Genomic DNA, 21,082 nt, shown 5'->3' with positions numbered 1-21,082 from the left:
CTGCTCGGAGGGAGCCGGAAGAGCGGGGCTTTGCGCGTCGGTTTCGCTCACGTGTACGTCCTATCCATGTGGGGCCCGGTGGGCCTGCAATGCCTGAAGCAGCGCCGCGACACTGGCGCCACGGCAATCCACCACCTGCTCGGCGCCCGCGGCGCGGGCCAGCTCGGCAACTCGCGGGCTGGGCACGAACAAGGGTAGCCGAGCCAGTTCCGGCCAGGCCTCGCCGGCCAGCTGGCGCAAGTGTTCGAAGCCCTGGCCGCTGCTGATCACCAGGCCATTGAGCCGCTCAGCGGCGACGCGTCGGGACAGCTCGCCGCAAGCATAGTTGGGCAGGTGGCGCCGGTAGAGTGGCAAATAGTCCACCGCCACACCTTGGCCGCGCAGATGGTCGGCGAGCAATTCCCGGCCAGTATCACCGCGCATGATCAGCACCCGGGGGTTGGGCACCTTCAGGGCGTCGCTGAACGCTGGCAGTTCCAGCAGCGCCTCGCTGTCATCACCCCCCTCAGGCCAGCTGACGTCCAGGCCGTAGTCGGCCAGCAGCTGGCCGGTGGCCGCGCCCACGCTGAACCAGTGCTGGTTGATCGGTGGCTGCGGCCAGTAGCGATCGACGCGCTCAAGGCCCAGGCGTGCCGCCGGCTTGCTGACCACGATCACCGCACAGTAGCGGTCCAGCTCCAGCAGCAGGCTGCGCTGCTCGGGGGTTTCCGGCAGCGGCTGGATGTCCAGCAGGGGCAGACAGCTGCCGTGAATGCCCTGCTCGGCCAGCTGCGCCGCCAGTGCGGCGCACTCCTCGGCGGGGCGCGTCAGCAGCAGGCGCCAGGCGCTCACGGATGGCCGGCCTCGCCGTAGACTTCGGCCAGGATGGCGGCAGCGCCCTGCTTCAGCAGGGCATCGGCCACCTGCACACCCAGCGCCTCGGCATCCTGGCGCGGTGCGCGGGCCTCGGCGCGCAGCAGACGGCCGCCGTCCGGCTGGCCGACCAGGCCGCGCAGCCACAGGTCGTTGCCTTCCAGCATGGCGTAGCAGGCGATCGGCACCTGGCAGCCGCCGTTCAGGTGCTTGTTGAGTGCACGCTCGGCAATGACCCGGTCGGCAGTATCGGCGTGGTGCAGCGGCGCCAGCAGCGCATGCACCTCACTGTCGGCGCTGCGGCATTCGATGCCCACCGCGCCCTGGCCACCGGCCGGCAGGCTGTCTTCGGCACTGATGAAGGAACGGATGCGTTCCTGGAAGCCGAGGCGGATCAGGCCGGCGGCGGCCAGGATGATGGCGTCGTACTCGCCGGCGTCCAGCTTGGCCAGGCGGGTGTTCACGTTGCCGCGCAGGAACTGGATCTTCAGGTCCGGGCGGCGGGCCAGCAGCTGGGCCTGGCGGCGCAGGCTGGAAGTGCCGACGATGCTGCCGGCGGGCAGCGCATCCAGGGAGTCGAAGGTGTTGGAAACGAAGGCGTCGCGCGGGTCTTCGCGCTCGCAGATGCAGAACAGGCCCAGGCCCTCCGGAAACTCCATGGGCACGTCCTTCATGGAGTGCACGGCGATGTCCGCCTCGTTCTCCAGCAGGGCGGTTTCCAGTTCCTTGACGAACAGGCCCTTGCCGCCGATCTTGGCCAGCGGCGCGTCCAGCAGCTTGTCGCCGCGACTGACCATCGGAACCAGGCTGACCTGCAGGCCGGGATGCGCCTGCTCCAGGCGCGCCTTGACGTATTCGGCCTGCCACAGGGCCAGGGCACTCTTGCGGGTGGCAATGCGGATTTCGCGGGACATGGGCAATTCCAGAACGAGAACTGCCGGCATGATAACAGGCCGCGGCCGGAGGCTGGACCGGCGCGGATCAAGGAAAGCGCCCGGCCGGCCCTACAGGTTGCTCATCAGTTTGCGCACGCCGGCGACATGACGGCGGCTCACGGTCAGCGCCTGATCATCCAGGCCCTTGAGGTACAGCTGGAAATGCCCCAGCGGTGTGCGCTGCAGGCGCTCGATGCGTTCGCGGGACACCAGCGCATTGCGATGGATGCGCACGAAGCGCTCACCGAACTCGTCCTCCAGCGCCTTGAGAGGCTCGTCCAGCAGCACCTCGCCGCCGCTGTGGCGCAGCGTCACGTACTTGTGATCGGCGATGAAGTAGAGCACCTGTTCCAGCGGAATCAGCTCGATGCCCTTGCGCGTGCGGGCGCTGATATGGGTGCGGGGTCCACCTCCGCCGGCTTGCGGCCGGGTCAGGGCGGCCAGCTGCATGCGATTGGGGCGCTGCGCCTTGTGCAGCGCCTCGGCCAGGTCCTCGCGGCGCACCGGTTTGACCACATAGCCCACCGCGCTGACCTGGAAGGCGTCCAGGGCGAATTCATCGTGGGCGGTGCAGAAGATCACCGCCGGCGGCGCTTCCTTTTCGCACAGGCGCGCCGCCACCTGCAGACCATCCAGGCCGGGCATGCGAATGTCCAGCAGCACCACGTCGGGCTTGAGGCTGTCGATCAGGGCCAGGGCTTCCTCGCCATTGGCGGCCGCGGCATCCAGCGCGCGATAACCTTCGATTTCTCCGAGCAGGCGTTGCAGACGTTCACGGGCGAGCGGTTCGTCATCGACGATCAAGACGTTCATATGGCTCTGGCTTCCTGCGTGAGACTGAAACAAGGATAGCGTAGACAGGTAAAGTGCCGTCCGTTACGGCGCTCCACGCTCAGACTCGCGTCAGGACCAAAAAGTGCCGTCAGTCGGCCACGGATGTTCGCCAACCCCTGCTGGGTGCCGCGCGATGCCGGCACCTCCCGCTCCGCCAGCGGGTTGCTGACCTGCAGCTCGAAGCGCCCCGCGCGCCATTGCGCCTCGATGCGCACCAGGCCGCCCTCGATACGCGGGGCCACCCCATGGATCAGCGCGTTCTCCACCAATGGCTGCAGGGTCAGCGGCGGAATCGGCAGATCATCCGGCACCCCATCGACGCACCACTCCACCTGCAGGCGTTCGCCGAACCGGTAGTGCTCGATGGCCAGGTAACGACGCGTCAACGTCACCTCCTCTCGCCAGTTGACCAGGCTGCCGGGGCTGGCCAGGCTGGCGCGGAACAGGTCGGCCAGGTCCAGCACCGCCTGTTCGGCCCTGGCCGGATCGCTCACCACCAGGCTGGCGATGCTGTTCAGGCTATTGAACAGGAAATGCGGACGAATGCGCGCCTGCAGGGCCTCGATGCGTGCCTGCAGCTCGGCGCGCTGTTGCAGGCGCCACTGGCTCTGCAGGTAGAAGTAGCGCAATAGCAGGGTGCTCATGATCAGGCTGATCAGCGCATGACGCAGGTAAAGCGCCGGCTCCCCGCTGGGCGGGCCGCCCAGCTCGTACTGCTCTGCAACCGCGGTGCAGGCCAGGGTCAGCAGCACCACCACCAGGCAGCACCCCAGACCGGCGATCAGCGGCCGGCAACGTGCCAGCCAGGGGCGCAGCCGACACAGCACGGCGGCCGAGAGCAGCACGATCCACTGCACGAACAGCGAGACCAGGGCCAGGCGCACCCAGTCAAAGCCGACGGTCATCGGTTCGGCCAGTACCAGCACCAGCACCAGCAGCTCGGCCAGCAACACGAGGGTGAGCAGCGCCTCCGGCTCGCAGAGCGCGGGCACGAAGAAATCGTCGAGCGGGGCAGGTTTCGGGGTTAACAGGCGCATGGCGCTCATGTTGCCCGGGCGCCGCGTTGGCACAGCGATCTGGCGCACCGAATCGAGGGACGCTCCGGGCGTTCCGTGACCGGCTCATCAGCCACCGGCGGCAGCGGCGCGCCGGCAGACCCTGCTATCATGCGCCATCCTTTGCGGGAGGCCGCCGGCGCGGCCCCCTGACCGTTGCGAACAGCCGAGAGCCTTCCATGAGTGTCGAGAAAACCAACCAGTCCTGGGGCGGCCGCTTCAGCGAGCCCGTCGATGCCTTCGTCGCCCGTTTCACCGCCTCCGTCGACTTCGACAAGCGCCTGTACCGCCACGACATCATGGGCTCGATCGCCCACGCCACCATGCTGGAACAGGCCGGCGTGCTGACCGCGAGCGAGCGCGATGCGATCATCGACGGCCTGAAGCAGATCCAGGGCGAGATCGAGGCCGGCCAGTTCGACTGGCGCGTCGACCTGGAAGACGTGCACATGAACATCGAGGCACGCCTGACCGACCGTATCGGTATCACCGGCAAGAAGCTGCACACCGGCCGTTCGCGCAACGACCAGGTGGCCACCGACATCCGCCTGTGGCTGCGCGACGAGATCGACACCATCCTCGGCGAGATCACCCGCCTGCAGCAGGGCCTGCTGGAACAGGCCGAGCAGCACGCCGAGGTGATCATGCCCGGCTTCACCCACCTGCAGACCGCCCAGCCGGTGACCTTCGGCCACCACCTGCTGGCCTGGTTCGAGATGCTCAGCCGCGACTACGAGCGTCTGGTGGACTGCCGCACGCGCGTCAACCGCATGCCGCTGGGCTCGGCGGCGCTGGCTGGCACCACCTACCCGATCCAGCGCGAGATCACCTGCCAGCTGCTGGGCTTCGAGGCCATCGGCGGCAACTCGCTGGACGGCGTGTCCGACCGCGATTTCGCCATCGAATTCTGCGCCGCCGCCTCGCTGGCCATGATGCACCTGTCGCGCTTCTCCGAAGAGCTGGTGCTCTGGACCAGCGCCCAGTTCAACTTCATCGAGCTCCCGGATCGCTTCTGCACCGGCTCCTCGATCATGCCGCAGAAGAAGAACCCCGACGTGCCCGAGCTGGTACGTGGCAAGTCCGGCCGGGTGTTCGGCGCGCTGACCGGCCTGCTGACCCTGATGAAGGGCCAGCCGCTGGCCTACAACAAGGACAACCAGGAAGACAAGGAACCGCTGTTCGACGCCGCCGATACCCTGCGCGACTCGCTGCGCGCCTTCGCCGACATGGTGCCGGCCATCAAGCCGCGCGTGGCGGTGATGCGCGAGGCGGCCCGCCGCGGCTTCTCCACCGCCACCGACCTGGCCGACTACCTGGTGCGCAAGGGCCTGCCGTTCCGCGATTGCCACGAGATCGTCGGCCACGCGGTGAAGTACGGCGTGCAGACCGGCAAGGACCTGGCCGAGATGAGCCTCGACGAGCTGCGCCAGTTCAGCGACCAGATCGGCGACGACGTGTTCGCCGTGCTGACCCTGGAAGGCTCGGTGAACGCCCGCAACCACATCGGCGGCACCGCGCCCGCGCAGGTGCGCGCCGCCGTGCAGCGCGGCCGCGAGCTGCTGGCCACACGCTGATCGGCCCCGGCGGACGGCGCCAAGCCGTCCGCCTCCACCATGACCGATCGCGCCGACCGCAAGCCCCGCCAGCCGTTCGCCAACGCCTGGTTCTTTGCCGTCGCCGCGCTGTATGCGGCCCTGATCCTGCCCTGGTCGGTGCTCGGCCTGCTCGGCCTGCTACCCACCCCACCCGGGTTGGCCACGCCCTACGGCCACGCCCATGAAATGCTGTTTGGCTTCGCCCTGGCGGTGGTCGCCGGCTACCTGCTCGGCCCGCAACCACAACGGGTGACGCTGGCACTGCTGGCCGGCTGGGCCCTGGCGCGGCTGGGCTGGCTGTTATGGCCCGCTGGCTGGCTGTCGATGCTGGGCGCCGCACTGTTCGCGGCCGGGCTGGCCTGGAAGGTAGTGCCGCGCTTCGTCGGCGCGGCGAAGAAGTGGCGCAACCAGTCCGTCGCGCCATTGGTCATCGCCCTTGGCCTGGCCAGCGTGCTGGGCAGTCTCGACCCGCGCCTGTCGATCAGCCCGCACCCGGCCCAGGGTGCCCTGCTGGTGCTGGCCACCCTGCTGTTCTTCATGGGCGGGCGCATCATCGCCCCGGCGCTGGCCGGCCATGCGCAAAGCCAAGGCTGGAACCTGCAGGCGCGGGTGCAACCGCACCTGGAAGGGTCCGGGCTGGTGCTGCTGGGAATCGCACTGCTGGCCCTGCTGGTCTCGCTTGAGTCCGTGGGTGGCGCTCTAACGCTGGCCGCCGGCGCGCTGACAGGCATACGGTTGCTGCGCTGGCAGCCCTGGCGGCATCTGCGCCGCGCCGACCTCGCCGTGCTGCTGCTCGGCTATGCCTGGCTGGCGCTCGGTCTGCTGCTGTTCGGTGCCGCACTGCTGTTCGACGTGCTGCCGTTGACCGTCGCCCTGCACGGCATCACGGTCGGCGCACTCGGCACCCTGACCCTGGCGGTCATGGCGCGCACGCGCCTGCTCTATCGCTTGCGCGATGCCAACGCCGTCCCCTGGATCCACCCCGCCGCCGGGCTGCTCAGCCTGGCCGCCCTGGCACGCATCCTGCCCGTACCGCTGGGAGCCGATCCGTACCCCTGGCTGCTCGTGTCCGCCGCCTGCTGGTCGCTGGCGTTTCTGCTGCTGGCGGCGCTGCTCTGGCGGACCCGGGGCGCCCCGTAGGGAATCGCGCTTCACCGATCCACCAAGCGCGCCGCGAGGGCGCCGTTCCGGCGCAATGGCGGCCAGGAAGTCGCTGTCCGCCCTACGGTGGTTTTTCAGGTTGTGCTTTTGTGCATGAAAAAGGGGGCAGACTTTTCAGGTCTGCCCCCTCGTTCTCAAGCCACTTCCGGCTGCGGGCGCGGATCGCGCTCGGGGCGCGTTTCGTCCAGCAGTTGCTGGATGGAACGACGCCTGCGGTCTTCGGCCCGGCGGGTGAAGTACCAGGCCAGGAAGGTGAACAGCGAAATGACCAGCAGGATCAGGCTGGCGATGGCGTTGATGTCCGGCTTCACCCCCAGGCGCACGGCGGAGAAGATCTCCATCGGCAGGGTGGTGGCGCCCGGGCCGGAGACGAAGCTGGCCAGCACCAGGTCATCCAGCGACAGCGCGAAGGCCAGCATGCCGCCGGCCACCAGCGAGGGCGCGATCATCGGAATGGTGATCAGGAAGAACACCTTCCAGGGCTTGGCGCCCAGGTCCATGGCCGCTTCCTCGATGGACAGGTCCAGCTCGCGCAGGCGCGACATCACCACCACCGCCACATAGGCGGAGCTGAAGGTGGTGTGGGCTATCCAGATGGTGGTCATGCCGCGCTCGGCCGGCCAGCCGATCAACTGGGCCATGGCCACGAACAGCAGCAGCAGCGACAGACCGGTGATCACCTCGGGCATCACCAGCGGCGCGGTGACCATGCCACCGAACAGTGTGCGACCCCGGAAACGCGGGATACGCGTCAGCACGAAGGCCGCCAGGGTGCCCAGCGCCACAGCGGCAATGGCCGTGTAGAGGGCGATCTCCAGCGAACGCATCACCGCGCCCATCAGTTGGCGGTTGTCCAGCAGACTGGCGTACCAGCGCACCGACCAGCCGCCCCACACCGTCACCAGCCGCGAGTCGTTGAACGAGTAGATGACCAGGATGACCATCGGCAGGTAGATGAACGCCAACCCGACCCACAGCATCAGGTTGGAGAAGCTCCAGCGCTTCATGGCTTGTCCTCCAGTTCCTTGGCCTGGTTGCGGTTGAACAGGATGATCGGGACTAGCAGGATGGCCAGCATGACCACCGCCAGCGATGCCGCCACCGGCCAGTCACGGTTGTTGAAGAATTCCTGCCAGAGCACCTTGCCGATCATCAGCGTCTCGGGGCCACCGAGCAGCTCGGGGATGACGAACTCACCCACCACCGGGATGAACACCAGCATGCAGCCGGCGACGATGCCGCTCTTGGACAGCGGCACGGTGATCTTCCAGAAGGTGGCGATGCGCCCGGCCCCCAGGTCAGCCGCGGCCTCCAGCAGGCTCAGGTCGTGCTTGACCAGGTTGGCGTACAGCGGCAGCACCATGAACGGCAGGTACGAGTAGACGATGCCGATGTACACCGCCAGGTTGGTGTTGAGGATCTGCAGCGGCTCGTCGATCAGCCCGATGCCCATCAGCACGCTGTTGAGCAAGCCGTTGTTGCTGAGGATGCCCATCCAGGCGTAGACGCGGATCAGGATCGCGGTCCAGGTCGGCATCATGATCAGCATCAGCAGGATCGTCTGCGCCTGCTTGTCGGCGCGGGCGATGGCGTAGGCCATCGGGTAGCCGATCAGCAGGCACAGCAGGGTGCTGACCAGGGCGATCTTCAGCGAGCTCAGGTAGGCCAGCAGGTACAGCTCGTCCTCGCTGAGGAACACGTAGTTGCCCAGGTTGAGCAGGATCTGCAGCTGGTTCTCCGCCCACACGAAGATTTCCGTGTACGGCGGGATGGCCACCTCGGCCTCGGCGAAACTGATCTTCAGCACGATGACGAAGGGCAGCAGGAAGAACAGCAGCAGCCAGAAGAACGGGATGCCGATGACGACATGCCGTCCCGTGGGCAGGAAGCGCTTCAGCATCGCCAGGCTCATGACTGCAGCACCACGCCGCTGTCGTCGATCCAGTGCAGGTACACCGGGTCGTTCCAGGTGGGTCGTTTCACGTGCCGTTCGCTGTTGGCCAGGAACGCTTGCACCAGCATCCCGGACGCCAGGCGGATGTAGTAGGTGGAGTGACCGCCCAGGTAGGCGATGTCATGCACGGTGCCCTGCACCCAGTTGTAATCCGGGTGCTCGACCTCCGGCATGCTGGTGCTGATCAGCAGCTTTTCCGGGCGCAGCGCATAAGTGACGCGCTTGTCCTCGGCACGGGTGCTGATGCCGTGGCCGACATAGATCGGCCGCTCCAGCTGCGGGCAGGCGATGATCGCGTGGTCTTCCAGGTCCTCGATCAGCTCGCCCTCGAACAGGTTGACGTTGCCGATGAACTCGCAGACCAGGCGGCTGGCCGGCGTCTCGTAGATGTCCATCGGGCTGCCCACCTGGGCGATCCAGCCCTGGTGCATGATGGCGATGCGCTCGGCCATGGTCATGGCCTCTTCCTGGTCGTGGGTGACGATCAGGCAGGTCACGCCGACGCGCTCGAGAATGGCCACCAGCTCCAGTTGCATCTGCGAGCGCAGCTTCTTGTCCAGCGCGCCCATGGGCTCGTCGAGCAGCAGCAGCTTCGGGCGCTTGGCCAGCGAACGGGCCAGGGCCACGCGCTGGCGCTGGCCGCCGGACAGCTGGTGCGGCTTGCGCTTGGCGTACTGGCTCATCTGCACCAGGCGCAGCATTTCCGCCACGCGCTCGGCGATCTCCTCCTTGGGTAGACCGTCCTGCTTGAGGCCGAAGGCGATGTTCTGCTCCACGCTCATGTGCGGGAACAGCGCGTAGGACTGGAACATCATGTTGATCGGCCGCTCGTACGGCGGCAGATCGGTGATGTCCTGGCCGTCCAGGTAGATGCGCCCCTCGGTGGGTCGTTCGAACCCGGCGAGCATGCGCAGCAGGGTCGACTTGCCGGAGCCCGAGCCACCGAGCAGGGCGAAGATCTCGCCGCGACGGATGGTCAGGGACACGTCATCGACCGCCACGGTCTCGTCGAACTTCTTGGTGACACGGTCGATCCTGACCAGAATTTCCTTGGCTTGCTGATCGCCGCTGAGGGCTTTCTTGAAGGCGCTCGAGGCCACCGCCATATATGCACACTCCCCCGACATTACCTGGTGGCGCCAGGTCGGATGTTAAGTTTCGATGCGGAACGCCGGCAGCATTGCATTCCGCGCCCAGACAACCAGTACCACGTTAAAAGGCCGGAAGCCTCGCGGTCCGTTTCGGCTGCTTCGCAACGCCGATAGACCCCGAGAGCACCCCCGGTCAAAGGGGCGCAATTGAACCATCGAGCAGCGTCCAGGGCCAGCGCTGGACGCGCCTTTTTACGGCTTTATTTTCCGCTCTTTACCTTCGCCCAGCTGCGTGTCATCAAACGCTGCACAGTCGGCGGCAATTCGGCCGAAATGTACAATTTTTCCAACACTTCCGGCGGCGGATAGATGGCCTCGTCGGCCAGCACCTCGGGGTCCATCAGCTCCTGCGCAGCCAGGTTGGGATTGGCATAGCCGACGTAGTCGCTGACCCCGGCGATGACCTCGGGATCCAGCAGGTAGTTGATAAACGCGTGGGCCTGCTCGACGTTCTTCGCGTCGCTCGGGATGGCCAACATGTCGAACCACAGGTTGGCGCCTTCCTTGGGAATCACATAGCCGATCTCGATGCCCTTGCCGGCTTCCTCGGCGCGGTCGGCGGCCTGGAACACGTCACCGGAGTACCCCACGGCCATGCAGATGTTGCCGTTGGCCAGGTCCGAGATGTACTTGGAGGAGTGGAAGTAGGTCACGTAGGGACGCACCTCCAGCAGCCGGGCTTCGGCACGTGCAAAGTCATCGGGATTCTGGCTGTTGGGGTCCAACCCCAGGTAATTGAGCATCGCCGGCAGCATCTCGTCCCCGGAATCGAGGAAGGCGACACCACAGCTGGAGAGTTTCTTGATGTTCTCCACTTCGAAGACCAGCGCCCAGGAATCGACCTCGACATCCTCGCCAAGGGCCGCCGTGACCTTCTCGACGTTGTAGCCCAATCCGTTGGTGCCCCACAGGTAGGGCACGGCGTACTGGTTGCCGGGGTCGTTCACCTCCAGCTGGCGCAGCAGCGCGGGGTCCAGGTTGTTCCAGTTGGACAACTGGTCGCGGTCGAGTTTGCGGAAGGCGCCAGCCTTGATCTGCCGGGCGAGGAAGTGATTGCTGGGCACCACCACGTCATAGCCGGAGCGACCGGCCAGCAGCTTGCCTTCAAGGGTTTCGTTGGAATCGAAGACGTCGTAGACCGCACGGATGCCGGTGGCCTTCTGGAAATTCTCCAGGGTGTCTTCGCCGATGTAGTCCGACCAGTTGTAGACGTGGACCGTGGACTGGGCCTGGGCCTGGGCCGTGCCGGTCAGAGCCAGGACGGTGCAGGCGGCAAGCAGGGCACTGCGATGGGGCATGGTGAAGTCCTCATGCGCGGGCCGCGAGAGGCGGCAAGAATGATGAAACGGCGACCGGCGGTCGCTCTCCTGTGCCCCTGAAATGCAGCGCGGGGCGGACGGTCACGCTCCTGGCCTTATGGCCATGTCGGTGTGGGCAGGGAAAAACGGCCGGCTGCCGAAGCAGCCGGCCGATGAATCAACGGCCGGACTTGATCTTGGTCCAGCTGCGGGTCATGGCGCGCTGCACCTTGGCATCCAGGTCGGGGAAGGCGTACAGCTTGGCCATCACCTCTTCCGGCGGGTAGATACCCGGGTCATTGCGGATCGCCTCGTCCAGCAGCGGAGTAGCCGCCTTGTTGCCGTTGGGGAACTGCACGTAATCGGTGATTTCCGCCATGATTTCCGGCTTGAGCAGGAAGTTCAGGAACACGTGGGCGTTCTCGACGTTCTTGGCATCGGCAGGAATGGCCAGCATGTCGAAGAAGGAGCCGGCGCCTTCCTTCGGAATCTGATAGTGAATGTTGACGCCGTTGGCGGCCTCTTCAGCGCGCGACTTGGACTGGTAGAGGTCGCCGGAGTAGCCGACCGCCACGCAGATGTTGCCGTTGGCGAGGTCCGAGATGTACTTGGAGGAGTGGAAGTAGGCCACGTGCGGACGAATCTTCAGGAACAGGTCCTCGGCCTTCTTCAGATCGGCACTGCTCTCGCTGACGGGCGACAGGCCCAGGTAGTTCAGCGCCGCCGGCAGCATCTCGGTGGGCGAATCGAGGAAGGACACGCCGCAGCTCTTCAGCTTTTCGATGTTCTCGGTCTTGAACACCAGGTCCCAGGAATCCACCGGGGCGCCGTCACCCAGCACGGCCTTGACCTTGTCCACGTTGTAGGCGTAGCCGATGGTGCCCCACATGTAGGGGAAGGAGTACTGGTTGCCCGGGTCGCTGGTTTCCAGGGACTTGAGCAGGTTCTTGTCGAGGTTCTCCCAGTTGGGCAGCTTGCTCCGGTCCAGCTTCTGGAACACACCGGCCTTGATCTGCTTGGCCAGGAACGGGTTGGACGGCACCACGACGTCGTAGCCCGAGCCACCGGAGAGCAGCTTGGCTTCCAGCACTTCGTTGCTGTCGAACACGTCGTACACCACCTTGATGCCGGTTTCCTTCTGGAATTTGTCCAGGGTGTCCGGAGCGATGTAGTCCGACCAGTTGTAGACGTGCAGCACTTTTTCCTGGGCCTGAGCCAGACCGGCCACGGCCGCGGTCAGGGATAGCGCGAGAAAGGTCTTGCCGAAGAGTTTCATGCCTTCACTGCTCCGATTGTTTTTTGAGTACTCAGATGGCGTGGCTGGCGAGCGAGCCCACTGCCGCGACACACCCTGGTGAGCCTGGCCTACGCACGCGCGAAGTCTGGCAAGGAGCCCGTGTCGACACAACTGGCTGCTCGGCCGATTCGAGCCTTTTTTACCGGCCCTGCACCTCCTTGAGAGTCAGGTCCAGACAGGTGAAGGCCTTTTCGAGCAACTCATCGATCTGCGCCGGGCTGATCACCAGCGGCGGCGCGATGATCATGGTGTCCCCCACCGCGCGCATCACCAGGCCGTTCTGGAAACAGTGCTCACGACAGCGCATGCCGATTTCCAGTCCCCGATAACGCTCGCGGGTCTCCTTGTTCTTCACCAGCTCGATGGCAGCCACCATGCCGACGCCACGTGCCTCCCCCACCAGCGGGTGGGCGGCCAGCTCACGCCAACGTCTCTGCAAATAGGGTGCCGTTTGCGCCTTGACCCGCGCCACGATGCCTTCGTCACGCAGGATGCGCAGGTTGGCCAGCGCTACCGCCGCCGCCACCGGGTGGCCGGAATAGGTGAAGCCGTGGGCGAATTCGCCGCCGCGGTTGAGCACCTCGACCACCTTGTCGCGCACTACTACGCCGCCCATGGGGATGTAGCCGGAGGTCAGGCCCTTGGCGATCGGCATCAGGTCCGGCCGCAGGTCGTAGTACTGGCTGCCGAACCATTCGCCGGTACGGCCGAAGCCGCAGATCACCTCATCGGCAATGAACAGGATGTCGTGGCGCGCGAGGATCTCGCGAATGCGCGGCCAGTAGCTATCCGGCGGCACGATCACCCCGCCGGCGCCCTGGATCGGCTCGGCGATGAAAGCGGCGACCTTGTCGGCGCCAAGCTGGCGGATCTTCTCCTCCAGTTGGTCGGCCACGCGGACGCCGAATTCCTCGGGGCTCAGCGCGCCGCCTTCGCCATACCAGTAAGGCTGGTCAATGTGCTCGATCCCCGGGATCGGCAAACCGCCCTGGGCGTGCATGCCCTTCATGCCGCCCAGGCTCGCGCCCGCCATGGTCGAGCCGTGATAGCCGTTCCAGCGACCGATGATCACCTGCTTCTCGGGCTGGCCCTGGACTGCCCAGTAATGGCGCACCATGCGCACCACGGTGTCGTTGGCCTCGGAGCCCGAGCCGGTGAAGAACACATGGTTCATGCCCGCCGGCGCCAGCGCGGCGATTTCCTGGGCGAGCTCCAGGGCCGGCGGGTGCGCGGTCTGGAAGAACAGGTTGTAGTAGGGCAGTTCGCGCATCTGCCGGGCGGCCGCCTCGACCAGCTCCTCGCGGCCGTAGCCGACGTTGACGCACCAGAGCCCGGCCATGCCATCGAGGATCTTGTGGCCCTCGCTGTCCCACAGGTACACGCCCTCGGCGCGGGTCACGATGCGCGCGCCCTTGCGGTTGAGCGCCTGGAAGTCGGTAAAGGGCGCCAGGTGGTGGTCGCGGCTCAGGGCCTGCCAGTGTTCGGTCTGTTTGCTCATCGTGTCGACACCTTTCTCCAGGCCCCGCGCCGCAGCGTCGCGACCTATACCGAAAAGAGCAGGAATTCACGCTCCCAGGAGCTGATCACCCGCTTGTAGTTCTCGTTTTCCGCCCGCTTGACCGCCACGTAGGCGGCGATGAATTTCTTGCCCAGGTACTTCTCCAGGGCCTTGCAGTTTTCCAGGCGCTCCAAGGCATCCTCGATAGTCAGCGGCAGGCGCAGGTTGCGCCGCTCATAGCCGCGCCCCTGCACCGGCTGGGTGGGCCGCAGGCCTTCGACCATGCCGATGTAACCACACAGCAGGCTGGCGGCGATCGCCAGGTACGGGTTGGCGTCCGCACCGGGCAGACGGTTCTCGATGCGCCGGTTCTGCGGCGAGGATTCCGGCACGCGCAGGCCGACGGTACGGTTCTCCTCGCCCCATTCCACGTTCACCGGCGCCGAGGTATCCGGCAGGAAACGGCGGAACGAATTGACGTTGGGGGCGAACAGCGGCAACAGCTCGGGGATGTACTTCTGCAGGCCGCCGATGTAACTGAGGAACAACTCGCTCGGCGAGCCATCCTCGTTGGAGAAGATGTTCCTGCCGCTTTGCGCGTCGCGCACACTCTGGTGCAGGTGCATGGCGCTGCCCGGCTGATCGGTGATCGGCTTGGCCATGAACGTGGCGGCCACGTCGTGCTTGAGCGCCGCCTCGCGCATGGTGCGCTTGAACACCATGATCTGGTCGGCCAGGTGCAGGGCCTCGCCATGCCGGAAGTTGATCTCCATCTGCGCCGGCCCTTCCTCGTGGATCAGCGTATCCAGGTCCAGGCGCTGAGCCTCACACCAGTCGTACATGTCCTCGAACAGCGGATCGAACTCGTTGGCGGCATCGATGGAGAACGACTGGCGCCCCGTTTCGGGGCGTCCCGAGCGGCCGACCGGCGCCTGCAGCGGGTAATCGGGGTCGTCGCTACGCTTGGTCAGGTAGAACTCCATTTCCGGCGCGACGATGGGCATCCAGCCGTGGTCGGCGTACATCTTCAATACTTTCTTGAGCAGGTTGCGCGGCGACAGCTCGATGGGGTTGCCCATCTTGTCGAAGGTGTCGTGGATGACCATGGCGGTGGGCTCGATGGCCCACGGCACCAGGAACATGGCGTTGGGGTCCGGACGGCAATACATGTCGATGTCCGCCGGGTCGAGCAACTCGTAATAGATGTCGTCTTCCACGTAATCGCCGGTGACCGTCTGCAGCAGCACGCTCTCCGGCAGGCGCATGCCTTTCTCGGCGATGAACTTGTTGGTCGGCGCGATCTTGCCCCGGGCGATGCCGGTCAGGTCGCTGATCAGGCATTCCACTTCGGTGATCTTGTGTTCTTTCAGCCAGTCGGTGAGCTGATCGAGGTCGGTACTCATAAAGGCCTCAGGTTTTGCCGAGCCGAAATTGCCGGTTCAGCGGTGACGCGGCCAGACGCCTGACTGGCGAGCCGCGCGCGGGTCGTGGGGGGTTGCGAAATTGAAAGGCGGGCCGGCACGGGTAAGCAGGCACCCCGGTGCCGGTGGCAGGGGTTGGCGACGCTCAGTGGCTGGCAGGGCATGGGACACATCCGTATCCGCGTTCGGTTTGCTACCGAGCTTAGCGCTGTTCATTTTTTTACACAACTTCCGCCCCGCACGGCGTCAATACAGGCTGAAACCCACGAGCCATGGGCTCTGGAGGGATCTGACGCGACCACCCGGCGTGCCCCGAAAATGGCCTTCGCGCACCCTCGCGGGGCGTTTTTTCCGACTATTGACAGGCCCGAGGGTTTGGGATTGACTCACAACCAGGCCACAGACTGATTGAAATTTTTAACAATAAAGGTACGGATCATGTCGCCCCCTCCGCGTGTCGCTCACCCCAGCGAGGCGAGCGTCTTTCTCGAAGCGCATCCGGACGTCCAGTTCGTCGATCTGCTCATCGCCGACATGAACGGGGTGGTGCGGGGCAAGCGCATCGAGCGCAACAGCCTCACCAAGGTCTACGAGAAAGGCATCAATCTTCCCGCATCGCTGTTCGCGCTCGACATCAATGGCAGCACGGTGGAAAGCACCGGCCTGGGCCTCGACATCGGCGACGCCGACCGGGTGTGCCTGCCGATCGCCGGCACCCTCAGCTACGAACCCTGGCAGAAGCGCCCCACCGCCCAGTTGCTGATGACCATGCACGAACTGGATGGCACGCCGTTCTTTGCCGATCCGCGTGAAGTGCTGCGCCAGGTGATCGACCGCTTCGATGAGCTGGGCCTGACGGTCTGCGCCGCCTTCGAGCTGGAGTTCTACCTGATCGACCAGGAGAACGTGAATGGCCGCCCGCAGCCGCCGCGTTCGCCGATTTCCGGCAAGCGTCCGCATTCCACGCAGGTGTACCTGATCGATGACCTCGACGAGTACGCTGACTGCCTGCAGGACATCCTCGAGGGCGCCAAGGTGCAGGGCATCCCCGCCGACGCCATCGTCAAGGAAAGTGCGCCGGCGCAGTTCGAGGTCAACCTGCACCACGTGGCCGACCCGCTGAAGGCCTGCGATTACGCGGTACTGCTCAAGCGGCTGGTCAAGAACATCGCTTACGACCACGAGATGGACACGACCTTCATGGCCAAGCCCTATCCGGGCCAGGCCGGCAACGGGCTGCACGTGCACATATCGTTGCTCGACCGCGACGGAAACAACATCTTCGCCAGTGAGGATCCCCAGCAGAACGCCGCATTGCGCCACGCAATCGGCGGTGTGCTGGAGACCCTGCCGGCCTCCATGGCCTTCCTCTGCCCGAACGTGAACTCCTACCGCCGCTTCGGCGCCCAGTTCTACGTGCCCAATGCCCCCAGCTGGGGCCTGGACAACCGCACCGTGGCGCTGCGCGTGCCCACCGGCAGCCCCGAGGCGGTGCGCCTGGAACATCGGGTAGCCGGCGCCGACGCCAACCCCTATCTGCTGATGGCGGCCCTGCTGGCGGGCGTGCATCACGGCCTGACCCAGCAGATCGAGCCGGGCGAACCCATCGAGGGCAATTCCTACGAGCAGCTCGAGCCCAGCCTGCCGAACAACCTGCGCGACGCGCTACGCGCGCTGGACGACAGCGAAATCCTCGCGCGCTACATCAGCCCCGACTACATCGACATCTTCGTCGCCTGCAAGGAAAGCGAACTGGAGGAATTCGAGCACTCCATCTCCGACCTGGAGTACAACTGGTACCTGCATACCGTCTGAGGCCGCCGGGCAATGCGACACGCATCGCACCATGCCCCGGTCGCTTCCCCGACAATTCGCCCCCGTCGAGCCAGTGACCGGCGGGGCGATACCCTGCCAGCACTCGAATACCCAGTTACAGAGCCTTTACATGTCGTGCCCCCCGCTTCCCCGCAAGCCCCGCGCCAGCAGCCAGACGCGCATCAATGCCATCCATGCCGCAGCCCGCGCCCTGCTCGCCGAGGGGGGCGTTGCCGAGCTAAGCATCTACGCGGTGGCCGAACGCGCCGGCATTCCGCCCTCGTCGGTCTATCACTTCTTCCCCAACGTGCCGCTGTTGTTGCAGTCGCTGGCCACCCAGGTGCATGCCGCCTTTCGCGAGGTGCTCACCCTTCCCGTGGACCACGCCACGCTGCGCAGCTGGCATGACCTGGCGGCACAGCTCGAACAGCGCATGGTGGATATCTACGCCGCGGATGCGGCGGCCCGCCAGCTGATCCTCGCCCAGCACGGCCTGAGCGAAGTGACCCAGGCCGACCAGCAGCATGACCTGGAACTGGGCCGGCTGCTGCGTGCCCTGTTTGAGCGCCATTTCGTGCTGCCGGCGCTGCCGGAGGAGATCGACATCTTCGCGCTGGCCATCGAGCTGGCCGACCGGGTCTACGCCAGCTCGGTCCAGTTGCACGGACAGATCACGTCCCGCTGGCGGGAGGAAGGCCTGCGGGTGGTCATCGCCTACCTGGGTCTCTACCTGCCGCCCTGGCTGAGCAAGCGGAGCGCCCCAGGCGCATAGATCGATATTTATCGGTTAATTTCTGCCGATTAGTCGCCCATGACAGGCGGACGGCCTTCTTTTACCGATATTTATCGGCTATATATCCCTGCCATCCATACCGGCCCTTCGTGGGCCATGCTTAGCCTGTCTCCGGATTGCGAGGTTTCCGCCATGTCCCGCATCGTCACTGTCGCCGCCACCCAGATGGCCTGTTCCTGGGATCGCGACGCCAACATCGCCAATGCCGAGCGTCTCGTGCGCCAGGCCGCCGCGCAGGGCGCGCAGATCATCCTGATTCAGGAACTGTTCGAAACGCCGTACTTCTGCCAGAAGCCGAACCCCGATTACCTGCTGCTGGCCACCGAAGCCGAACAGAACCCCGCCATTGCCCACTTCAGCAAGCTGGCCGCCGAGTTGCAGGTGGTGCTGCCGATCAGCTTCTTCGAGCGGGCCGGCCGGGCCCGATTCAACAGCATCGCCATCCTCGACGCCGACGGGCGGAACCTGGGTATCTACCGCAAGAGCCACATCCCGGACGGCCCCGGTTACCACGAGAAGTACTACTTCAACCCCGGCGATACCGGCTTCAAGGTGTGGAACACCCGCTATGCGAAGATCGGCGTAGGCATCTGCTGGGACCAGTGGTTCCCGGAATGCGCGCGCAGCATGGCGCTGCAGGGCGCCGAGCTGCTGTTCTACCCGACCGCCATTGGCAGCGAACCCCACGACGCCACCATCAGCTCGCGCGACCACTGGCAGCGCGTGCAGCAGGGCCATGCCGGCGCCAACCTGATGCCGCTGATCGCCAGCAACCGCATCGGCCGCGAGGAGCAGGACGGCTACGACATCACCTTCTACGGCTCCTCATTCATCGCCGATCAGTTCGGCGCCAAGCTGCAGGAACTGAACGAAACCGAAGAGGGCATCCTGGTGCAACGCTTCGATCTGGATGAGCTGGAGAAGATCCGCAGCGCCTGGGGCGTGTTCCGTGATCGCCGGCCGAACCTGTACGGCGCGCTGAAGACCCTCGACGGCAGCCTGGAGTCCTGACATGGCGCTGACTACTCCACGGTCCGACGGCTTCCGCATGCCGGCGGAATGGGAGCCGCACAGCCAGACCTGGATGCTCTGGCCGGAACGACCGGACAACTGGCGCCTGGGCGGTAAGCCGGCACAAGCCGCCTTCAGCGCCGTGGCCCAGGCCATTGCCCGCTTCGAGCCGGTGAGCATCGGTGTCAGCGAAGCCCAGTACGAGAACGCCAGCGCCCGCCTGGGTGATCAGCCGAACATCCGTCTGGTGGAAATGAGCAGCGACGACGCCTGGATGCGCGACACCGGTCCCACCTTCGTCATCGACGCCACCGGCGAGGTACGCGGCGTGGACTGGGACTTCAACGCCTGGGGCGGTTTCAGCGGCGGCCTGTACTGGCCGTGGAGCCGGGACAGCCAGGTGGCCGGCAAGGTGCTGGGCATCGAGCGCTGCGCCCGCTATGCCACGCCCGGTTTCGTGCTGGAAGGCGGCGCCATCCATGTGGACGGCGAAGGCACCCTGCTGACCACCGAGGAATGCCTGCTCAACCCGAACCGCAATCCGCATCTGAACCGCATGCAGATCGAAGCCGTGTTGCGCGATTACCTGGCGGTGGAAACGATCATCTGGCTGCCGCAAGGCCTGTTCAATGACGAAACCGACGGCCATGTGGATAACTTCTGCTGCTTCGTGCGCCCGGGCGAGGTGCTGCTGGCCTGGACGGACGACCCGGCCGATCCCAACCATGCCCGCTGCCGCGCGGCGCTGCAGGTACTGGAACGCAGCCGCGATTCCCGTGGGCGCCTGCTTACGGTCCACCGCATGCCGATCCCAGGCCCGTTGTACGCGACCGAGGAGGAGTGCGCCGGCGTCGACCGTGCGGTCGGCAGCCAGCCCCGCGATCCATCGATCCGCCTGGCCGGCTCCTATGTGAACTTCCTGATCGTGAATGGCGGCATCATCGCGCCCTCGTTCGACGACCCGCACGACGCCGAGGCCGAGCAGCTACTGCGACGACTGTTCCCGGAGCATCGGGTGGTGATGGTGCCGGGCCGCGAGATCCTGCTCGGCGGCGGCAACATCCACTGCATCACCCAGCAGCAGCCGGCTCCGCAACGGGCCGGCTGACTGGGGGAATCCCACCCGACGCAGGGCGGTCAGCGCTTTTCTGGCCGCCAGCGGGTCGAGGCAGGGCATGCGGGCGGACAGCGCTGCTTTTCGGCTTACGCCCCACCCTCCAACCAGACATCGCGCACCCAGTGCCACACCGACTCCCAGGTCTCGTCGTCCAGCTCGCCGGTGTCCTCGCGCCACAGGAACACCTCGCCCTCCGGGTCGACTGCGTAGTAGTCGCGCCCGTCCTGGCACAGAGGCACCAGATAGCGCGGCACGCCGGCATCCCAGGCGTTGGCGGCCACTTCCGGCAGGTAGGTGTGCGACTGCGGATCGCTGGCGGTCACCGGCTCCAGACGGCCGTAGACCACATCGCTGACCTTGAGCAGGAACTCGCGCAGCTCGTAGGGCAGGTGGATGAGAATCTGCTCCTGGATCTCCACCAGGGTCTCCTCGTCCGGCAGCTCCAGCGGCACCGGCACCGGCTCGTTGAGTTCACGCAACTGATCGATGACATCTTCCATCGATGGGACTCCTCTGGGTAATGCGCGCTTTATAGCGCGCCCGAATGCCGCACAAAAGAAAAACCCGGGACTAGCCCGGGTCTTCCTACTGCCCAATCGATCACGCGTTCTGGCGGATACCTGCCAGCAACCAGGGCTGGTTCTCGCCCTGCTCGCGCTCCATGCGCCAGCTCTCGCTGAAGGCTTCGCCCTGATCGAAGCGCGAGGTCTTGCTCACGCCGCTGAAGGTCAGGGTGGCCACGGTCTTGTCCGGGTTGTCATCCACGCCGTCGAGCACCACGCTCAGGTTGTCGATGTAAGTGGACTGGAAGCCATCGCCCAGCGACCCGCGCTCCTGGGTCAGGAAGGCGAGCATCTGCGGGGTGACGAACTCGGCGATCTTGTCCATCTCGGCCGCGTCCCAGTGCTGCTGCAGCGCCAGGAAGTGGGTGCGCGCCTGCTCGATGAAGCGCTGCTCGTTGAACCAGGCCGGCGCATTGATCACCGGCGCGGCGGCGCCCGCGCCGATCGACTGACCGAAGATATTGGTGCCCGCAGCCTCGCTCGGCACATCGCGCTGCATCACCGGCGGCGCACCGGCGGTGGCGTACTGCTGTTGCTGGGGCATGCTGGCCAGCGCCTTGCGGCGACGCGCGGCAATCAGCTTGAAGATCACGAAGGCGATCAGGCCAAAGATCAGCATGTCCATGATCTGCAGGCCTTCGAAGCCGTCACCCATGAACATGGCCGCCAGCAGGCCACCGGCGGCGATGCCGGCCAGCGGGCCGAGCCACTTGGACGCGCCGCTGGCAGCGG

General features: G+C 65.8%; 19 protein-coding genes. 6 read left to right on the top strand and 13 right to left on the bottom strand.

The features are described 5' to 3' along the window. Positions 1 to 60: 60 nt before the first annotated feature. The 4 genes from AS93_RS0103270 to AS93_RS0103255 all read right to left on the bottom strand — a co-directional run bounded on the left by AS93_RS0103270 (position 61) and on the right by AS93_RS0103255 (position 3,658). Complete coding sequence (locus AS93_RS0103270; protein ID WP_027589263.1) at positions 61 to 831, bottom strand: uroporphyrinogen-III synthase; 771 nt, start codon at positions 829 to 831, stop codon at positions 61 to 63. Beyond that, positions 828 to 1,766 carry a hydroxymethylbilane synthase gene (gene hemC / locus AS93_RS0103265; RefSeq protein ID WP_027589262.1) on the bottom strand — a complete coding sequence of 313 codons (939 nt, stop codon included), beginning with the start codon at positions 1,764 to 1,766 and terminating at the stop codon, positions 828 to 830. Before hemC ends, AS93_RS0103270 begins: the two co-directional genes overlap by 4 nt. A gap of 90 nt (positions 1,767 to 1,856) precedes the next feature. Beyond that, a complete protein-coding gene (locus AS93_RS0103260) occupies positions 1,857 to 2,600 on the bottom strand; it encodes a LytTR family DNA-binding domain-containing protein (protein ID WP_027589261.1) in 744 nt (247 codons plus the stop codon). Continuing rightward, entirely contained in the window at positions 2,597 to 3,658 is a 1,062-nt protein-coding gene (locus AS93_RS0103255; RefSeq protein WP_027589260.1) for a sensor histidine kinase, read from the bottom strand. The genes AS93_RS0103260 and AS93_RS0103255 overlap by 4 nt, the downstream gene beginning before the upstream one ends. A 197-nt stretch (positions 3,659 to 3,855) precedes the next feature. Between AS93_RS0103255 and argH the strand changes: the two genes are divergently transcribed. Both argH and AS93_RS0103245 read left to right on the top strand, forming a co-directional pair. Beyond that, positions 3,856 to 5,250: an argininosuccinate lyase gene (argH, locus tag AS93_RS0103250; RefSeq protein ID WP_027589259.1), complete on the top strand. Its 1,395-nt coding sequence runs from the start codon at positions 3,856 to 3,858 to the stop codon at positions 5,248 to 5,250. A 39-nt stretch (positions 5,251 to 5,289) separates the two neighbouring features. Continuing rightward, positions 5,290 to 6,411 carry an NnrS family protein gene (locus tag AS93_RS0103245; protein ID WP_027589258.1) on the top strand — a complete coding sequence of 374 codons (1,122 nt, stop codon included), beginning with the start codon at positions 5,290 to 5,292 and terminating at the stop codon, positions 6,409 to 6,411. Positions 6,412 to 6,566: 155 nt separating this feature from the next. Here the strand turns inward: AS93_RS0103245 and AS93_RS0103240 are convergent, their stop codons facing one another. The 7 genes from AS93_RS0103240 to AS93_RS0103210 all read right to left on the bottom strand — a co-directional run bounded on the left by AS93_RS0103240 (position 6,567) and on the right by AS93_RS0103210 (position 15,033). Next, on the bottom strand, positions 6,567 to 7,439 hold the full coding sequence (locus AS93_RS0103240) for an ABC transporter permease subunit (RefSeq protein WP_027589257.1): 873 nt from the start codon (positions 7,437 to 7,439) through the stop codon (positions 6,567 to 6,569). Next, positions 7,436 to 8,317: an ABC transporter permease subunit gene (locus tag AS93_RS0103235; protein WP_162172912.1), complete on the bottom strand. Its 882-nt coding sequence runs from the start codon at positions 8,315 to 8,317 to the stop codon at positions 7,436 to 7,438. Before AS93_RS0103235 ends, AS93_RS0103240 begins: the two co-directional genes overlap by 4 nt. 23 nt (positions 8,318 to 8,340) lie before the next feature. Next, on the bottom strand, positions 8,341 to 9,492 hold the full coding sequence (gene potA, locus AS93_RS0103230; protein ID WP_027589255.1) for a polyamine ABC transporter ATP-binding protein: 1,152 nt from the start codon (positions 9,490 to 9,492) through the stop codon (positions 8,341 to 8,343). A 245-nt stretch (positions 9,493 to 9,737) separates the two neighbouring features. After that, positions 9,738 to 10,835 carry a polyamine ABC transporter substrate-binding protein gene (locus AS93_RS0103225; protein WP_051587319.1) on the bottom strand — a complete coding sequence of 366 codons (1,098 nt, stop codon included), beginning with the start codon at positions 10,833 to 10,835 and terminating at the stop codon, positions 9,738 to 9,740. Between the two features lie 178 nt (positions 10,836 to 11,013). After that, positions 11,014 to 12,111, bottom strand: a complete 1,098-nt coding sequence (locus AS93_RS0103220) for a polyamine ABC transporter substrate-binding protein (protein WP_027589253.1) — start codon at positions 12,109 to 12,111, stop codon at positions 11,014 to 11,016. A gap of 160 nt (positions 12,112 to 12,271) precedes the next feature. Then, entirely contained in the window at positions 12,272 to 13,630 is a 1,359-nt protein-coding gene (locus tag AS93_RS0103215; protein ID WP_037008451.1) for an aspartate aminotransferase family protein, read from the bottom strand. 44 nt (positions 13,631 to 13,674) lie between these two features. Next, positions 13,675 to 15,033, bottom strand: a complete 1,359-nt coding sequence (locus tag AS93_RS0103210; protein WP_027589251.1) for a glutamine synthetase family protein — start codon at positions 15,031 to 15,033, stop codon at positions 13,675 to 13,677. 456 nt (positions 15,034 to 15,489) lie between these two features. On the opposite strand from AS93_RS0103210, the gene AS93_RS0103205 reads away from it, so the two are divergent. The 4 genes from AS93_RS0103205 (at position 15,490) to aguA (ending at position 19,778) form a co-directional block, all read left to right on the top strand. Continuing rightward, positions 15,490 to 16,866: a glutamine synthetase family protein gene (locus AS93_RS0103205; protein WP_027589250.1), complete on the top strand. Its 1,377-nt coding sequence runs from the start codon at positions 15,490 to 15,492 to the stop codon at positions 16,864 to 16,866. 130 nt (positions 16,867 to 16,996) lie between these two features. Then, positions 16,997 to 17,638, top strand: a complete 642-nt coding sequence (locus AS93_RS0103200; RefSeq protein ID WP_027589249.1) for a TetR/AcrR family transcriptional regulator — start codon at positions 16,997 to 16,999, stop codon at positions 17,636 to 17,638. A 153-nt stretch (positions 17,639 to 17,791) separates the two neighbouring features. Next, entirely contained in the window at positions 17,792 to 18,670 is an 879-nt protein-coding gene (gene aguB / locus AS93_RS0103195) for an N-carbamoylputrescine amidase (RefSeq protein ID WP_027589248.1), read from the top strand. Position 18,671: 1 nt separating this feature from the next. Next, the gene (gene aguA / locus AS93_RS0103190) at positions 18,672 to 19,778 is read left to right on the top strand and encodes an agmatine deiminase (RefSeq protein WP_027589247.1); all 1,107 of its coding nucleotides are present in this window, start codon (positions 18,672 to 18,674) and stop codon (positions 19,776 to 19,778) included. A 95-nt stretch (positions 19,779 to 19,873) separates the two neighbouring features. Here aguA and AS93_RS0103185 read toward each other — a convergent pair whose 3' ends face one another. Both AS93_RS0103185 and AS93_RS0103180 read right to left on the bottom strand, forming a co-directional pair. Continuing rightward, complete coding sequence (locus AS93_RS0103185; protein WP_027589246.1) at positions 19,874 to 20,287, bottom strand: SMI1/KNR4 family protein; 414 nt, start codon at positions 20,285 to 20,287, stop codon at positions 19,874 to 19,876. Between the two features lie 100 nt (positions 20,288 to 20,387). Further along, positions 20,388 to 21,082 (bottom strand): TIM44-like domain-containing protein (locus AS93_RS0103180; protein ID WP_027589245.1); only part of this gene is annotated, 695 nt, incomplete at its 5' end.

The organism is Pseudomonas sp. RL (assembly GCF_000647775.1).
GTDB lineage: Bacteria > Pseudomonadota > Gammaproteobacteria > Pseudomonadales > Pseudomonadaceae > Serpens > Serpens flexibilis.
The sequence above is the reverse complement of the archived record's forward strand: the minus strand, read 5'-3'. Positions and strand labels throughout refer to the sequence as shown.

Bases quoted from the DNA above. Each gene is read 5' to 3' on its own strand.
- hemC (WP_027589262.1), bottom strand. From the start codon at position 1,766: ATGTCCCGCGAAATCCGCATTGCCACCCGCAAGAGTGCCCTGGCCCTG.
- AS93_RS0103260 (WP_027589261.1), bottom strand. From the start codon at position 2,600: ATGAACGTCTTGATCGTCGATGACGAACCGCTCGCCCGTGAACGTCTG.
- AS93_RS0103255 (WP_027589260.1), bottom strand. From the start codon at position 3,658: ATGCGCCTGTTAACCCCGAAACCTGCCCCGCTCGACGATTTCTTCGTG.
- argH (WP_027589259.1), top strand. From the start codon at position 3,856: ATGAGTGTCGAGAAAACCAACCAGTCCTGGGGCGGCCGCTTCAGCGAG.
- AS93_RS0103245 (WP_027589258.1), top strand. From the start codon at position 5,290: ATGACCGATCGCGCCGACCGCAAGCCCCGCCAGCCGTTCGCCAACGCC.
- AS93_RS0103240 (WP_027589257.1), bottom strand. From the start codon at position 7,439: ATGAAGCGCTGGAGCTTCTCCAACCTGATGCTGTGGGTCGGGTTGGCG.
- potA (WP_027589255.1), bottom strand. From the start codon at position 9,492: ATGGCGGTGGCCTCGAGCGCCTTCAAGAAAGCCCTCAGCGGCGATCAG.
- AS93_RS0103225 (WP_051587319.1), bottom strand. From the start codon at position 10,835: ATGCCCCATCGCAGTGCCCTGCTTGCCGCCTGCACCGTCCTGGCTCTG.
- AS93_RS0103220 (WP_027589253.1), bottom strand. From the start codon at position 12,111: ATGAAACTCTTCGGCAAGACCTTTCTCGCGCTATCCCTGACCGCGGCC.
- AS93_RS0103215 (WP_037008451.1), bottom strand. From the start codon at position 13,630: ATGAGCAAACAGACCGAACACTGGCAGGCCCTGAGCCGCGACCACCAC.
- AS93_RS0103210 (WP_027589251.1), bottom strand. From the start codon at position 15,033: ATGAGTACCGACCTCGATCAGCTCACCGACTGGCTGAAAGAACACAAG.
- AS93_RS0103205 (WP_027589250.1), top strand. From the start codon at position 15,490: ATGTCGCCCCCTCCGCGTGTCGCTCACCCCAGCGAGGCGAGCGTCTTT.
- AS93_RS0103200 (WP_027589249.1), top strand. From the start codon at position 16,997: ATGTCGTGCCCCCCGCTTCCCCGCAAGCCCCGCGCCAGCAGCCAGACG.
- aguB (WP_027589248.1), top strand. From the start codon at position 17,792: ATGTCCCGCATCGTCACTGTCGCCGCCACCCAGATGGCCTGTTCCTGG.
- aguA (WP_027589247.1), top strand. From the start codon at position 18,672: ATGGCGCTGACTACTCCACGGTCCGACGGCTTCCGCATGCCGGCGGAA.
- AS93_RS0103185 (WP_027589246.1), bottom strand. From the start codon at position 20,287: ATGGAAGATGTCATCGATCAGTTGCGTGAACTCAACGAGCCGGTGCCG.